General features: G+C 27.6%; 17 protein-coding genes and 1 pseudogene. 1 reads left to right on the forward strand and 17 read right to left on the reverse strand.

The features are described 5' to 3' along the window. Positions 1-308: 308 nt before the first annotated feature. From cobA to BUA77_RS10115, 17 genes are read right to left on the reverse strand one after another with little or no spacing between them, the layout of a single operon-like run. Positions 309-1808, reverse strand: coding sequence for a uroporphyrinogen-III C-methyltransferase (gene cobA, locus BUA77_RS10035; RefSeq protein WP_072889772.1), 1500 nt, complete (start codon positions 1806-1808; stop codon positions 309-311). Next, a complete protein-coding gene (gene hemC / locus BUA77_RS10040) occupies positions 1798-2703 on the reverse strand; it encodes a hydroxymethylbilane synthase (RefSeq protein WP_072889774.1) in 906 nt (301 codons plus the stop codon). The genes cobA and hemC overlap by 11 nt, the downstream gene beginning before the upstream one ends. Further along, entirely contained in the window at positions 2681-3283 is a 603-nt protein-coding gene (locus BUA77_RS10045; protein WP_072889776.1) for a precorrin-2 dehydrogenase/sirohydrochlorin ferrochelatase family protein, read from the reverse strand. Before BUA77_RS10045 ends, hemC begins: the two co-directional genes overlap by 23 nt. 8 nt (positions 3284-3291) lie before the next feature. Continuing rightward, positions 3292-4527 carry a glutamyl-tRNA reductase gene (gene hemA / locus BUA77_RS10050; RefSeq protein ID WP_072889778.1) on the reverse strand — a complete coding sequence of 412 codons (1236 nt, stop codon included), beginning with the start codon at positions 4525-4527 and terminating at the stop codon, positions 3292-3294. A 17-nt stretch (positions 4528-4544) separates the two neighbouring features. Next, positions 4545-5300 carry a cobalt-precorrin-6A reductase gene (locus BUA77_RS10055; protein ID WP_072889780.1) on the reverse strand — a complete coding sequence of 252 codons (756 nt, stop codon included), beginning with the start codon at positions 5298-5300 and terminating at the stop codon, positions 4545-4547. After that, positions 5297-6022 (reverse strand): precorrin-3B C(17)-methyltransferase, encoded by a 726-nt coding sequence (gene cobJ, locus BUA77_RS10060; protein ID WP_072889782.1) that lies wholly within the window; start codon positions 6020-6022, stop codon positions 5297-5299. The genes BUA77_RS10055 and cobJ overlap by 4 nt, the downstream gene beginning before the upstream one ends. Then, positions 6019-7053 carry a cobalt-precorrin 5A hydrolase gene (gene cbiG / locus BUA77_RS10065; RefSeq protein WP_072889785.1) on the reverse strand — a complete coding sequence of 345 codons (1035 nt, stop codon included), beginning with the start codon at positions 7051-7053 and terminating at the stop codon, positions 6019-6021. The genes cobJ and cbiG overlap by 4 nt, the downstream gene beginning before the upstream one ends. Then, a complete protein-coding gene (locus BUA77_RS10070; protein ID WP_072889787.1) occupies positions 7037-7786 on the reverse strand; it encodes a cobalt-precorrin-4 methyltransferase in 750 nt (249 codons plus the stop codon). The genes cbiG and BUA77_RS10070 overlap by 17 nt, the downstream gene beginning before the upstream one ends. A gap of 1 nt (position 7787) precedes the next feature. After that, a complete protein-coding gene (locus BUA77_RS10075) occupies positions 7788-8351 on the reverse strand; it encodes a decarboxylating cobalt-precorrin-6B (C(15))-methyltransferase (RefSeq protein WP_330390088.1) in 564 nt (187 codons plus the stop codon). Beyond that, positions 8338-8946: a cobalt-precorrin-7 (C(5))-methyltransferase gene (locus tag BUA77_RS10080; protein WP_072889791.1), complete on the reverse strand. Its 609-nt coding sequence runs from the start codon at positions 8944-8946 to the stop codon at positions 8338-8340. The genes BUA77_RS10075 and BUA77_RS10080 overlap by 14 nt, the downstream gene beginning before the upstream one ends. After that, complete coding sequence (gene cbiD, locus BUA77_RS10085) at positions 8943-10052, reverse strand: cobalt-precorrin-5B (C(1))-methyltransferase CbiD (protein WP_072889793.1); 1110 nt, start codon at positions 10050-10052, stop codon at positions 8943-8945. Before cbiD ends, BUA77_RS10080 begins: the two co-directional genes overlap by 4 nt. Before the next feature lie 16 nt (positions 10053-10068). Next, on the reverse strand, positions 10069-10701 hold the full coding sequence (locus BUA77_RS10090; RefSeq protein ID WP_072889795.1) for a cobalt-precorrin-8 methylmutase: 633 nt from the start codon (positions 10699-10701) through the stop codon (positions 10069-10071). Then, positions 10689-11576: a GHMP family kinase ATP-binding protein gene (locus BUA77_RS10095; RefSeq protein ID WP_072889798.1), complete on the reverse strand. Its 888-nt coding sequence runs from the start codon at positions 11574-11576 to the stop codon at positions 10689-10691. The genes BUA77_RS10090 and BUA77_RS10095 overlap by 13 nt, the downstream gene beginning before the upstream one ends. Position 11577: 1 nt before the next feature. Next, a complete protein-coding gene (locus BUA77_RS10100) occupies positions 11578-12642 on the reverse strand; it encodes a pyridoxal phosphate-dependent aminotransferase (RefSeq protein WP_084605701.1) in 1065 nt (354 codons plus the stop codon). Beyond that, entirely contained in the window at positions 12639-13112 is a 474-nt protein-coding gene (locus tag BUA77_RS10105) for an ECF transporter S component (RefSeq protein ID WP_072889801.1), read from the reverse strand. The genes BUA77_RS10100 and BUA77_RS10105 overlap by 4 nt, the downstream gene beginning before the upstream one ends. 12 nt (positions 13113-13124) lie before the next feature. Next, positions 13125-14072, reverse strand: a complete 948-nt coding sequence (gene cbiB / locus BUA77_RS10110; RefSeq protein ID WP_072889804.1) for an adenosylcobinamide-phosphate synthase CbiB — start codon at positions 14070-14072, stop codon at positions 13125-13127. Then, on the reverse strand, positions 14069-15427 hold the full coding sequence (locus BUA77_RS10115; protein WP_072889806.1) for a cobyrinate a,c-diamide synthase: 1359 nt from the start codon (positions 15425-15427) through the stop codon (positions 14069-14071). The genes cbiB and BUA77_RS10115 overlap by 4 nt, the downstream gene beginning before the upstream one ends. 166 nt (positions 15428-15593) lie before the next feature. Here BUA77_RS10115 and BUA77_RS10120 point away from each other — a divergent pair. Continuing rightward, positions 15594-15786, forward strand: a pseudogene (locus BUA77_RS10120) (ISNCY family transposase); the annotation flags it as partial.

Below are 15786 nucleotides of genomic sequence, written 5' to 3' on the forward strand. Positions count from 1 at the left end.
AAAAACTTTATTCAAATCAAATCATCTAAAGTTAGAAATACTGTTTCTTTAAAAGCTGATGTTTTACTGGCTTGTATTTCTCAGTTAGTTGCGTTTGTTTTAATGTTTAAGACTAACAATATCCACAATCCTCTTGCTATTAAATCTTTAATTGCTTAAGTTTTTTTAAACTCTATATCCTTTTTAAAAAGGTTTTACTGAACCTTTATTTAACTGCGTCTTTTTTTGAATATTACTGTTAATAACTCTTTCTATTTAGTAATTTCAACTCAATTTTTCTGTGGATAACCTTTCACTCTATTTTGCAACTACCTATCATTACTTATTGTATTTAAAATACCATTTATAGTATATTCTTTAGCTTCTTTATAAACATCTAAATTAAATGATTTTACAGTATTAGACGTTATAGGTCCTATAGAAATTAACTTTGTATTCTTAAGCTTTTCTAAATTTTTTTCTCCTACTATTTTAACTAAGTTCTTAACAGTAGATGAACTTGTAAATGTAATATAATCTATTTCATTAGATTCTAATAAATCAAGTATTTCTTCCTTATTTGCATCCCCTAGAACTGTATCATAAATTTTTATTTCCTTTACTGAGCATATTTCAATTAATTTTTCTATTAAATAATCTCTCGCTTTACTTGCTCTAGGTATTAAAATATTATCTTTACTAATTAATTTATCTTTTAGCTCATCAAATATAGATTCTGCTATATATTCCTTAGGGACTATATCTGCTATTATTCCTCTATCTTTAAGAGCTTTTGCTGTTGCTGGTCCTATAGCTACTATTTTTAAGTCGCTTAGTTTTCTAACATCAAAATTTAACTCTACTAATTTGTTAAAGAATATATCTACTCCATTTTGACTTGTAAATACTATATAACTGTATTTTTCTATATTTTTAATTTCTTTTTCTAGTTCTGTATTCGGTTTTATCTCTTCTATTTTTATTGTAGGAAACTCTATAGGATTTCCTCCTAAATCTATTATTTTTTCTACTAATTTACTATTTTGAGATCTAGCTCTTGTAACTACTATATTTTTCCCAAATAAAGGTTTATTCTCAAAGAAGTTCAATTTACCTCTAAGATTCACAACATCTCCAACTACTATTAAACTAGGTGGCTTTATATTTTCTTTTAAAGCTATTTCATATATATTTTCAAGATTTCCCGTTACAACTCTTTGATTATATCTTGTAGCCCAGTTTATTATTGCTACTGGAGTTTTCTTATCTTTTCCCTCTTTTATTAAATTTGTACATATATTTTGTAAGTTTTTAACTCCCATTAGGAAAACTAAAGTTCCATCAAGTTGCGCTAAAGCTTTCCAGTTAAGTTCTTTTTCTTCATCCTTTAAATGTCCTGTTATAACATGAAATGAAGAAGCATAATCTCTATGAGTAATAGGGATTCCAGCATAACAAAGTCCACCTATTGCAGAAGTAATACCTGGTATTACCTCAAATTCTATATTTCTTTCTAAAAGATATTCTCCTTCTTCTCCTCCACGTCCAAATACATAAGGGTCTCCACCTTTAAGACGTGTTACAACTTTTCCTTCTTTGGCTTTATTCGCAATAACCTCATTTATCTCATCTTGAGTCAATGTATGATTGCTAGATGCTTTTCCAACATATATAAACTCGCAGTTTTCTTTTGCTGTATTTAATAATTTCTCATTTGCAAGTCTATCATAAACTATTACATCTGCTTCTTTTATACATTCAAGTGCCTTTAATGTTATAAGCTTATAATCTCCAGGCCCTGCCCCTACTAAATAAACCTTACCTTTCATCTTTTCCCATCTCCTCAAGTATCATATGCGCAAGTTTAAATCCTAATTCTTTTGCATCTTCTGGTTTTCCTTTAATATATTTTTTTATTATTTTACTCCCATCTTCAGTTCCAAATAATCCTTCTATCTTTAGTTCATTCCCACTAATATTGCAAAGAGCTCCTATTGGAATATGACAACTTCCATTTACACCTTCTAAAAATGCTCTTTCAGCTTTAACCTGTATTTCAGTTTCCTTATCTTGCAAGGAATTTACTATACCTTCTATTATCTCATCATTTTCTCGTATTTCTATTGCTAATGCTCCTTGTGCTGGTGCTGGAAGAATTATATCAGTTGGTATATAATAGCTTATTTTATCTTCAATATTAAGTCTGTGAAGTCCTGCAGCAGCTAAAACTACTCCATCTAAATTTTCTTCCTTTATTTTTCTTATTCTAGTATCAACATTACCTCTTATAGATACTATATTAAAATCAGGTCTATATTTTAATAATTGATATTTTCTTCTTTTACTTCCAGTCCCAATTTTAGCTCCAATTGGTAAATCATCTATAGATTTATATCCTTCTTTTAAAACTAATATATCTCTGTAATCTTCTCTTTTAGGAACTGCTGCAAATTTAAGTCCTTCCGGAAGATTTGAAGGCATATCCTTCATACTGTGAACCGCCATATCTATTTCTTTATTTAAAAGTTTTTCTTCTATTTCTTTTACAAATAATCCTTTGTCCCCTATTTTATCAAGAGATACATTTTGAATAATATCTCCTTTAGTTTTTATTATTTTTATCTCAAACTCTATATGAGGATTATTTCTCTTAAGAACATCTACAACCCAGTTAGTTTGACTTAAAGCAAGTTTACTGCCCCTAGTTCCAACTACTATTTTCATACTCATATCTCCTCTTTTTCAATTCTTCTATATTCAAATTCACTATTTCATTTAGTATTTTTTTCTTTTCACTTTCATCATTACATTTTTTCAACACTAAAGCTCTCATTTCTCCCAATATATTCACATATTCTTCATATTCTTCATCATACTTTTCTTCAAGCTCTTTTCTTATTTTAGAAGAAAGGGATGGACTTTTTCCCATAGTAGATACACTTATTACTAAATCTCCTCTTTTAATACTTGAAGGAACTATAAAATCGGATAAATTAATATCATCTACCACATTACATAGTATGTTATTTTCTCTACAGTAAATAGCTATATCTTCATTTAATTCTTTATTCGATGTTGAAGCTACAACTAAAAATGAATCTTTTATATATTCTTTTTTATACTCATCTTCTATAATTGTTATTTTATCCTTTAAGCTTTCAAATTTATCTACATACAAAGGACTTACAACTTTTATATCACAATCAAACTCTAAAAACTTTTTAACTTTTCTAAAAGCTACCTTTCCACCACCAATTACAGTAACTTTCTTATTTTTTAAATTAATCATCATCGGATAAAACATAATATCACCTAAAATCCAAAGAGCTCCTCAATCATATTCATATACTCTTGTACTTTTCCTTCATCTTTAGTTTCTTTTAATTTTATAATTGGTTCTCTTATAAGTCTTTTAAGAGCTGAACCCAACATTTTTTCTATTATTTTCCTTTCTCTTGAATCTAAATCTAATTTTCTGTATATGTACTCCAAAGTATCCTTTTCTATCTCACTACATTTTTCATTTAATGATTTTATAGTAGGATCTACTTTTATACTTTTCATCCATTCCAAAAATTCTTCTATACTTTCATCAATTATATCTCTTGCAATTTTTGAAAGTTCAATTCTTTTCTTTTCATTTTCATTTGATATTTTTTTAAGATTGTCTATATCATAAACATATACATTCTCTAAATTATTTACACCTTCTTCCACATCTCTCGGTAGTGCTATATCCATTATATAAAGATTTTTGTTAACTTTAGGCATATCCTCTTTTTTTATTATAGTGTGAGGAGAAGCTGTTGCTGTAACTACCACATCAACATTTTTCATTACTTCATATCTTTTTTCATATTCAATAGGTTTAACTCTTGGAAATTCATTACTTAAGTCAAGCACCTTTTTGTGCGATCTATTAGTCATATAAATCTCATTTAAATCTTCCTCAAGCAAATGCTTAAGTGCAAGTTTACTCATCTTCCCTACACCTATCACAAGAGCTTTTTTATTTTTAAGTGAACATAGTTTCTCTTTTAAAAACTTAATTCCTATATAACTTATAGATAACGGATTTTCTGATATTTTTGTTTTATTTTTTATATTTTTAGCAGTAGTTATAGCTTCCCTAAATAGTTTATTTAAAATTTTTCCACTAAGTCCAAGCTCCATTGAAAACAAAAGCGCTTCTTTTGCTTGTCCAAGTATTTGATCTTCTCCAAGAACTATAGAATCAAGTCCTGATGATACAGTATATATATGATTTATTGCTTCTTCATGCTTTTTAATGAATAAATATTTTTTTATTTCTTTTTCATCAAAGAAATATTCATAAAAGTCTTTTACTACTTTTATTTTTTCCTCTATATCTTTAGCTACTATATATATCTCACTTCTATTACATGTTGAAAGTATAATTACTTCCTTTATGCCATGGTCTAATAAAAAATTAGCTCCTTCTATCTTTTTTGATTCCGTAAAAGATACTTTTTCCCTTATTTTTATAGGAGCTGTATTATGGTTAACCCCTATAACTGCTACTCTCATAACTTACCCTCCAATATCTAAAGAGAATGCATTATTTTATTTTTCAATTCTTCAATACTAAAAACTGCATCTGGATATTTTACTTTAGGTCTCATTATTACTATAGTTTTTATATTTAAATCTAAACTTGCTTTTAATTTTTCTTCAAATCCACCCTCGACTCCACTCTCTTTTGTAATAACTAAATCTACATTATAAAAACTGTATAACGCTTTATTAATTTCATACGAAAAAGGCCCTTTCATAGCTACTACATTATCTGGTTTTAATCCTAAATCTTCACAAGATTTTAAAACAGAAGATGTGGGAAGAACTCTTACTACTACTTCTTTATTTTTTAAATTCCCAACAAAATATTCTAAATTTTTACTCCCCGTAGCTAAAAACACTTTATTTCCTATTTCATTAGCAATTTTACAAGCTTCTTCTATACTATTTACTTTAAATATATTTTCACTTTCTAATATTTCACTAGAATGTCTTTCATATCTTAAATATTTTATATTTAATTTTTCAGATACATTTACTGCATTTTTAGAAACTTCTTCAGCATACGGATGTGTACAATCTATAATACTAACAATATTATTTTTACTAATAAAACTCATCATATCATCTAAATTCATTTTTCCAATAACAATATTACTACAGTACTCTTTTGAAATTTCTTTTCCGTAATCAGTTGCAACTGATAATATGAATTTTTTATTATTTTCATTCAACAATTTACATACCTTTAAGCTATCACTAGTTCCTCCTAAAACTAATATCATAGAACATAACCTCTTGGTGTTATCATTTTATCTTCATATACATATGTAGATTTGTTTCCTATTATAACAATAGTAGTCATATCTACCGTTTCAAAGTCTATATCCTTAAATTTAACTATTTGCTTAAATTCTCCTTCTCTTCCTACATTTTTTACTATTCCTACTGGTATATCTCCACTTTTAAATTCACCTATTATTTCAAATGCTTTTTGTAAATGATCTTTTCTTCCTTTACTTCTAGGATTATAAAGACATATAACAAAATCAGCTTCTGCCGCAAGTTTTAATCTCTTTTGAATTACATCCCATGGCGTTAAAAGATCACTCAAGCTTATATGGCAAAAATCATGCATAATAGGTGCTCCAAGTACTGCTGCCGCTCCTATGCTTGCTGTAACTCCAGGAACTATCTTAATCTCAATATCTAAATTTTCTTTAGTTATAAGTTCAAGTATAAGTCCTGCCATTCCGTATATTCCACTATCTCCACTGCTTATTACTGCAACTTTTTTTCCTTCTTTAGCTTTTTTAATTGCATCTTTACACCTTTGTATTTCTCCACGCATTCCATTTTGAACTACTTCTTTATCTTTTATAAATTCTTTTATTAAATCTATATATGTCTTATATCCTACTATAACTTCACTTTCATTAAGTGCATTTACAGTCTCAAAAGTCATTAGCTCTTTTTTTCCTGGTCCTATTCCTACTACGTAAATCATTTTAATCTCCCCAATCCAAAAGTTATTCCTTTGTATTTCGTTTTATTTAAAATCAAATTACCACCACTCAATATATAGGCAACAGGCTCTACTACCGAATATACCCCTATGGATTTTTTAACAAACTCAGATTTAGAAAATTTATCTTCTATTTTTAATATTTCATCTCTACTGACAACCTTAAATGGGATATTTAATTTTTTAGATAAATCTATTATTGCTTTTTCATCTTTTTTTACATCAACACTTCCTATTTCACTTATAGAGTTAATATCTATATTGTTTTTATCTAAAAAATTTAGTAGTGATTCATATAACAAATTAAAATCTGTATTTTTTCTACAACCTACTGACAGTACTAAATTTTTAGGAACTACTTTTACTAAATTATTAAATTCTAAATCTATATTTTTTTTATTAGTTATATAAACTAAAGCATCTAAATTTTTTATATTATTAATACTATCTACTTTTACAAAACCTCTTGTATCTACATCAAAATATTCATCCATATATATTCCAACTTTTTTGTTTTCAACTAAAAGTGAATTTATGTACTTGATGTTTTGTTTAAAATTATCTATATACCCATTTATCTTTTTAGCTATTAAATCAAGTGAACCTTTATTATTCACATCTGTAGCTGTTGTTATAACTGGATTTGAATTTAAGTATTCACTTATTTTGATTGTCATTTCATTAGCCCCTCCTATATGACCTGATAAAAGGCTTATTACATTTTCACCTTTTTCATCAAGTACAATTACAGCAGGGTCTTTTGTCTTATCTTCTATGTATTTAGAGATACTTCTCACTACTATTCCAATAGCCATTATAAATATTAAATAATCGTACTTATAAAATATATCCCCTATAAATTCTTTAAAACTTTTATTTATCTCTTTTAATCCTTGTTCCCAAAATTTCCTTGAAACATATATATCAGCATCTAAATAACTTTTAATTTTTAAAGCTAAGTTTTTACCATTAGAAGTTAGAGATATTACTGCTATTCTATTTTCTGTATTCATGCTTAAAATCCTTATCATATAATTTTGAATAATTGTATTCTTCTCCTAAAAAATTTCCTACCATTATAAGTGCAGTTTTATTTATTCCTTCTTCTTTTACCTTAGGTACTATATCCTTTAAAGTTCCTTTAACTATTTTTTGATCCTTCCATGTAGCTTTATAAACAACAGCAATAGGAGTTGTTTCGCTATATCCACCATCAATAAGTCTTTTTACTACCTTGTCTATTTCCTGAACAGATAAAAATATTACCATAGAAGTTTGATGTGTAGCAAAAGACTCTATTGATTCTTTTGGTGGCACTGGAGTTCTTCCTTCCATTCTAGTTATTATTAAACTTTGAGATATTTCTGGAACAGTATATTCAACTCCAAGTGCAGATGATGCTCCTAAAAAAGAACTAACTCCTGGTGTACAAGTATACCCTATTCCTCTTTTAACAAGTTCTTCAACTTGTTCTCTTATTGATCCATATATTGAAAAATCACCAGTTTGAAGTCTAACTACGCATTTTCCTTCCTTTACCCCCTTTTCCATTACATCAATTATTTCTCCTAAATTCATATATGCACTATTGTGTATTTCACAACCCTCTTTACAGTAATCAAGAAGCTCTGGGTTTACAAGAGAACCTGCATATATTACTACATCAGCCTCACTTAATAATTTGTATCCTTTTAAAGTTATAAGTTCTTTATCTCCTGGTCCTGCTCCTACAAAATGTATCTTCATATTATCTACCCCTTTTACATGAAATTATATATGTTGGATTTAAAGGCTTAAAATAATTTCCTTTCCCAAGTTTTTCAAGCCTTGATATTGATGCCTGTATACACTCTATATCTTCAAAACCTTCTTCTTTAAGTATTTCTAAGACTTCATTCAAAGTTTCAAGTATTATGCAGTTTATAACTAATACTCCATTATCATTTAATAAATTCTTAAGCCATACTATAATTTCTCTTAAATTCCCTCCACTTCCTCCTATGAAAGCAGAATCTATTTTTTCATTAAAGTTATCTACTGGAGCATAGTCTTTAATTACTTTTATATTTTCTATATTAAACTTTTCTATATTTTTATTTATAAGCTCTATGGCTTCTTCATTTCTCTCTATAGTATGTATTTCTAAATTTTTATTTTTTAAAGCTGCTTCTATACTTATGCTTCCTGTTCCCCCACCAACATCTATAAATGTTTTGGCATTTTCTAGATTTAGCTTTTCTAAAGATAGTATTCTTATTTCCTCTTTTGTCATTGGAACTTTTCCTCTTAAAAATTCACTATCCTTCATCATATATCACCACTACATTCATATCAAATTTGCTTATTTTAAGTATATCTTCAGGTGTACCTATTGTTATTTTTTCATTTTCATAAGATAAGTTTTCTCCAATTACCATAACCTTTTTTAAATTTCTTTTTATTATTTCTTTTGCTATTTCCTTTGGCCCTATTTTTTTATCTGTAACTAAAGAAACTTTTTTATGAGATAAAATATAATCAAAATCAGGCTCTTTGCCATGGCAACTACTTATATAAATATCATTCATATCCATTTTTATTTTTGAAAATAAATATTGAATTGAGCTTATCCCTGAAACAATGTTTATATTTTCTTTTCCAAGCTCACTAACCATATACTTTCCTATACCATAAATACTAGGATCACCCGATGCTATTATCGATATATTCTTATGTTTATTTTCATTTATGTAATCAATAATATCCCTTAAACTCCCTTTAATCTCAATTTTTTCCCCTTTAAAATCACTAAAAATTTCTAAATTTCTAGTTCCACCTATTAATACATCACTAACATTTATTATTTCTTCTCCTTCTTTAGTTAAAAATCCTATATCTCCTGGCCCTATCCCAATTATATTTATCATTTAAATACCTCCAAAAGATTATCTGCACCAGTGCTTTTCCCAAGTATATTAAGCTCCATAGAAAATATAATCATTTCTACTTCTATATTTTTATCCAATCTTTGTAAAACCTTTTCTTTTCCTTTGTTCGCTATAATATTATAGACATCTTCATATCCACTCTCTTTTATAAGCTCAATTGCAGCTTCAGTTGTAGGACAAATATATATTTCTCTCAAAAACTCTTTAGGAGCACCCATTAATGCTAAATGTGTTACTAATATTTCCATTCTACAATCTGCCATTTTGCTATGAGTATGAAAAATACCTCCAGCTAGTTTTACAAATTTCCCCAAATGTCCTACTAAAAGTATTTTTTCAAATTCGAATCTCTCAGCTTCTTTTAACATATACCCTATGAAATTGCTAGTTCTAACTACATTTTTTAAATCTATGTTCAAAACTTCCTCTACAAAATTCTCTCCATGGTTTCCTGGAACTAATATTATATTTTTCATTCCCTGTTCTCTTTTCATTTTAAGCTCAATAGAAAGAGATTTTTTCCAGCCTTCTTCTGACATAGGTTCAACTATTCCACTAGTTCCAATTATAGATATACCACCTTCTATTCCAAGTCTTGGATTAAATGTCTTCTCAGCTATCTCTTCTCCTTTAGGAATGTATATAATAATATCTGCTCCTAAATCATTTACAACTTTTCTTACCTCTTTTTCTATCATCTGTCTAGGAACTTTATTAATAGCAGCATCACCTATAGTAATATTAAGTCCTTTTTTAGTAACTCTTCCTACTCCTATACCTCCATCTATAGTTATTTTTCCACTGTTATTAATAGTAACCTTTGCAAATATATCTATGCCATGGGTAACGTCTTTATCATCTCCACCGTCTTTTTTAACAGATGCAACAGCTTCATTTTTTCTAAATGATTGATTTTCTACTTTTAAATTAAGTCTTACTCCCCTTGGTGTATCTATTTCTACATATTCTACTAACTTATTATTAAGTGCCATAAGAGCAGCAGCCTTTGCAGCACCAGTTGCAGTTGATCCTGTGGTGTAGCCCCTTCTATATTTTTTTCCATCTATGTATACATACTTTTCCATATTTATCCCTCTTGTTCTAAATACTATAAAGCACCGCATTAACAATAGCAGCAGCTAAATTACTCCCACCTTTTCTTCCTTTAGATAAAATATAAGGTATATCACTTTTTTCAAGTTCATCTTTAGATTCTGCTGCTCCTACAAACCCCACTGAAACTCCTACAACTGCATCTACGTCTAGTTTTCCTTCTTCTTTCATTTCAAGTATTTTATAAAGTGCTGTTGGTGCATTTCCTATTACAAATATTTTTCTACCCTTTTCTTTTGCAGCTAACTCTACTGCAGCCATAGATCTTGTCATTCTTTTTTCTTTAGCTATTTTGGCAACTTCTTCATCAGCTACAAAGCATTTAATATTACAACCTAACTCCTTTAGTTTTCTTTTGTTTATTCCTGATAGAGCCATATTAGTATCTGTATATATAGTTGCATTAGATTTTAAGCTATTCATAAGCTTATCAATTGCATCTTTAGAAATTTTAAGTATATCTAAATACTCAAAATCAGCAGTTGTATGTATACATCTTTTAATAATCTTTTTCTCAAGCTCATTTTTAAATTCATAATCTGGTCTAGTTTCTTTTATTATCTCTTCTATTATTTCAAAGCTCTTGATTTCTATTTCTTTAGGATTTCTTATATATTCCATAATTCTCCCCCTCTTACTCCTCCTCTTATTACATCTAAAGAGTATATTTTTTTATATTTTTTGTTTAGCTTTCTTAAAATAAGCTTTTCTTCAAGCTTTTTATGATTCATTTCCTTATCTAAAATAATTCCTATAACAGTTCCACTATGAGCTATATTTACTCCATAAGCTCCAAATTCTTCAGTTATTTTTATAATCTCATGTAGTCCATCTTTTTTATGAATATTTTCATTTAATATAGAACTTATAGTTGCTGCTTTTCCAATAAGTTTTAAATCATTATTTTTAAATCCTTCTTCTAAAGTTTTAAAAGCTTGTTTTATTTTTTCCTTGTTATCTTGTTTTTTTAAAAAGTAATCTTGCTTTCTTCGTATACTTTGTGTATTTAATTTCTCATTTGGCTCTAGAACTAATACCTTTATACCATCTACATATCCTAATTCCTTTAAAACTTCTCCTTTTAATGGATTAAAAATACAATTATTTTCTATGAATATAGAATCTGTAGGCTCAACTTTTGCAGCTATTTTTGAAATTTTATGTGAGTCTAACTCTTTTCCTAAAAAACTTAAAGCTGCATTTATAGTAGCACCTATATCAGCAGTAGAGCTTGCCATTCCTTTCCCTATTGGAATATTACTTTTTACATTCAAAGATATATTTTTAGTATCCTTCACATCTAAATTGAAATATTTAAAAACCTCTTGCAAAGCTTTTCTTGCTTTATAGGGTCCTTTTCTTATGTTTTCACTTTTTTCTTCAACCTGGGCTTTAGAATACATGTTTACTGCATAAGATACTAAATACTCACTATCTTCTAACATCCCTTGTATAAACTCTCCACATGAACCTGGACAAATTCCAAAGTGTTTCATATTATACCCCCAATATTTCTTTTAGTGCATTTATTAAAGCTTCATTTTCTTCTCTTTTTTTAACTGCAACTCTTATGTAATTTGTATCAAGTCCTTTAAAATTAGATGCATCTCTTATTAAAATATTTTTTTCTACAAATAATTTTTCCTTTATATAGCTTGAATTGTATTTGTTTAACTTCAAAAGTATAAAGTTTGTACTACTTTCAAATACCTCTATATTCTTTATTTCATTTAAATCTTTTATCATAAAATTTATTTCTTCTTTGAAATAGTTTTTAGTTTTTTCTATGTATTTTTTATCTTTAAATATGTAACTGCATATATTTTCTGCAAAAGAATTTACAGTCCATGGCTCTTTATGCTCCCACATTTTACTGATTATATTTTTATTACTAGTTATTCCATATCCAAGTCTAATTCCTGGAAGGCCGAAAAACTTTGTAATAGCCTTTATTATAAATAAATTATCGTATTCTTTTATTAAATTTACTAATGTATATTTTTCACTTTCATAAACAAATTCCATAAAAGTTTCATCTACTATTAAAAATTTGTCTTTTTTCTTTAATATTTCAAGAATTTCAATTAAACTTTCTACATTTCCACTTGGATTGTTTGGATTGCATATAAATAATGCTTTAAATTTGTCTAAATTATTTCTTATATTATCTAAATCTAATTTAAAGTTTTTATCAAAATATAAATCTATTATTTTTATGTTATTTGACTTTGCAGCTCTTTCATACTCTGAAAATGTTGGATTTACAATGCCAAGTTGTCCATCTAATACTTTCATAAGTAAATATATTATTTCACTAGCCCCATTCCCTGGTATTATATATTCATAATCTAAATCTAGGTAATTCCCTATATTTTTTCTTAAATTTAAATATTCAACATCTGGATATTTAGTGCTTAAATTAAGCCCTTCTAGTATGTACTTATCTATATTTTCAGGTATATAAGGATTTATATTTGAGCTAAAATCTAATATATAATCTTCTTTTTTACCATATTTTAACATCATACTAGCTACATCTGCCCCATGACCAAGCTTTATCATCTAATAAAAACCCCTTTTATATTTTTTTTATTTATTGATTTATATACAAGTGAAGCTAGGGCTATATTTGCAAATGAAACTATAGTTAGTGGAATAATTAAGCTAGTAGCAACTTTCATACTTATTATAGGAACTAATGATAATGTTGCTAATACTCCATTCATAATAGTACCAGCAATTATTGCTACAACTATATTTGTAATTTTTTTAATATATCCAAATAAAAATACAATAACAAACATTTCAATTGCTAGTATACTATGAACTAATATTGATAATGGAAATCCACTTAAATATGCTGTAAGCAAATGTCCAAATAATCCTACAATGCCTCCTTGAATAGGTGACATGAATAATGCTGCAAAATATCCAGGAAGTGAATCAAAAGCAATAGATGTTCCTGGTATTTTTATAAGTGAACCTACAAAGCTAAGTGCTATTAACATTCCCATTTTAGCTATATTTTTCATTATAAACCTCCTTTAAAACGTAATATAAATTATTGAAAATATAATTAAGCTTAAAAATGAAGTTAAATACATTATTTTATTAGTTTTTATTATATCTTCCTCATTTATTTCTCGAAGCTTATCTCCTATTGTTGGCTTATAAACCTTTTCTCCAAAGTAGTAGTTTGTTCCCCCAAGTTGTATTCTTAAAGCTCCCGCAACTGCTCCTTCAGGATATGCGCAGTTTGGACTTTTATGATTTTTTCTATCTCTTATTGCTATTTTTATAGAGTTCTTGTAATCAAATCCTAAAAATATTGAAGATAAAGCCATAATAAAAGCTGTAATTCTAGCAGGTATGAAATTTGCAATATCATCAATTTTTGCAGATGCAAACCCCATATCTATATATTTTTCATTTTTATATCCAACCATGGAATCTAATGTATTTACTGCTTTGTATGCCATGGCAAGAGGTGCACCCCCTATAAATAAATAAAACATAGGTGATATTATTCCATCTACAGTGTTTTCTGCAACAGTCTCAACCACAGCCCTTATAATTTCATTCTTTGAAAGACTTTGTGTATCTCTTCCTACTATGTAAGATAACTGTTTTCTAGCTTTTATTATATCTCCTTCCTTTAAAACATTATATATTTTAACAGCTTCATCTTTTAAGCATTTAGTTGCAAGTGTTGTGTATATAATTAATGTATTTAAAATTATATAAAGATAATAATTTATACCTTTAGATATTTTCAATATAAAATAGGTTGTAAAGTAAGTTATAATTACAACTACAAAATTTAGTACCAAACCACCCATTTTAAGTCCAATTCTACTCTTTGTAATATTTCTTATAATATTTTCTATAAATTTTATGAGTTTTCCTATATATATTACTGGATGAGGCAAACAATAAGGATCTCCAAATATAATATCTAATACATATCCAACATAAGTAGACACTATATTCATATATTCTCTACCGCCTTATTTAAAAAGTTAATAGGTATATTTAAGTTACTGTAAAAATGAGTATGAAGATATGTTGCAAGCGTATTTCCTTTTATGTATCCACCCATCCACTCTTTTATTATTTTTCCTTCTCTTTCTTTTACTATGTTATAAGCACATTTTTCATCTGATATAAACTCAGAATGATGAAATTCATGTCCAAGTACAATTTCTCCCTTTTTAGATATTACTGTATCAACAATTGCAATTCCTTTAGAATATCCAAATCTTTTTAAAGATTTAGTCATAATACTTTTTCCCTTTAATATACCAACCATTTCATATTCATTATTTTCATTATCTATTAGCTTCTCTCCTAAATACATAAGTCCTCCACATTCAGCATATATAGGTATATTTTTTTCATGAGCTTTTTTTATCTCTCCTCTTATGCTTTTATTAGTTTCAAGTTCTTTAGCAAATAACTCTGGAAAACCTCCACCTATATATATACCATGACATTTTGGAAGGCATTTATCTTTAATGGGACTAAATTTTACTATATTTACTCCCATTTCTTTAAGTAGGTCTATACTATCCCAATAGTAAAAATTAAATGCTTTATCATATGCCATGGCTATTGTTAAATTATCGTATTTAGGTATTTTTATATTATAATTTGATGTTAAGCTTTCTGACTCAGAAATTTTTAACAACTCATCTAAGTTTATATATTCTTCTATAATATCTGCTAAGTTTAAAAAATTCTCTTCTAATTTTTCCATTTCAATTGTTGGTATCAGTCCTAGATGTCTTGAAGGAAGGGAAAATTGTAGGTTTTTTGGAAGATAGCCTAAAACTTTAGTATTTGTATATTTTTCTATAGCTTCTTTTATTATTTCAAAATGGCCCTTTGAAGATATATTGTTTACGATTACCCCTTTTATATCAACATTCTTATCTAATTCCTTGTATCCTAAAACCATAGCAGCTGCAGATGTTGCCATGCTCTTTCCATCAATAACTAAAACTACAGGAACTTTTAGTATTTTAGAAGTATATGAGCTTGTACATGAATTAATATCTATTCCATATCCATCATAAAGACCCATTACTCCTTCTATTACAGAAATATCTATTTCTCTTGAGTTTTTCATAAATAGATATTTTATTATTTCATCATCCAGCATATAAGAATCTAAATTTCTAGATTTTTTTCCTGTTATAAATGTATGGTAAGAAGTATCAATATAGTCTGGCCCAACTTTATAAGGTTGAACTTTAAGACCTCTTTTTTTAAGTGCAGCCATTATACCCATAGATATAGTAGTTTTTCCAGCTCCACTATTTGTCCCTGAAATTAGTATTTTTTTCATATAATCTCTCCCCCTAACAAAAAAAACCTATAGCTCGTTGCAGAACTCTACAACTCGCATAAATACTACATTTAAATTTATAGAAATGGCTAAGTTTCCCCCATTTTGGGTATATATACATTAACTAGATGTGTATAACTCAAAATGAAAAAAGGAGGAAAAACTTATGCCAGTTCAAGCTAAACAATTAAACTTTTCTAATATTTCTTCTGATTTTGAAAAGTTTTTTAATCAAAATCAATACAATTTACTTTCTATGTTAAATCATTTTTTTGATATTAGTGATTTCATCCCACTTTCTTTTTATCAAAAATATTATTCTAATTTTGGACGTAAAAGAAATTTTTCTCTTGAATCTA

This window comes from Tepidibacter formicigenes DSM 15518 (genome assembly GCF_900142235.1).
In the GTDB taxonomy this organism is placed as follows: Bacteria; Bacillota; Clostridia; order Peptostreptococcales; family Peptostreptococcaceae; genus Tepidibacter; species Tepidibacter formicigenes.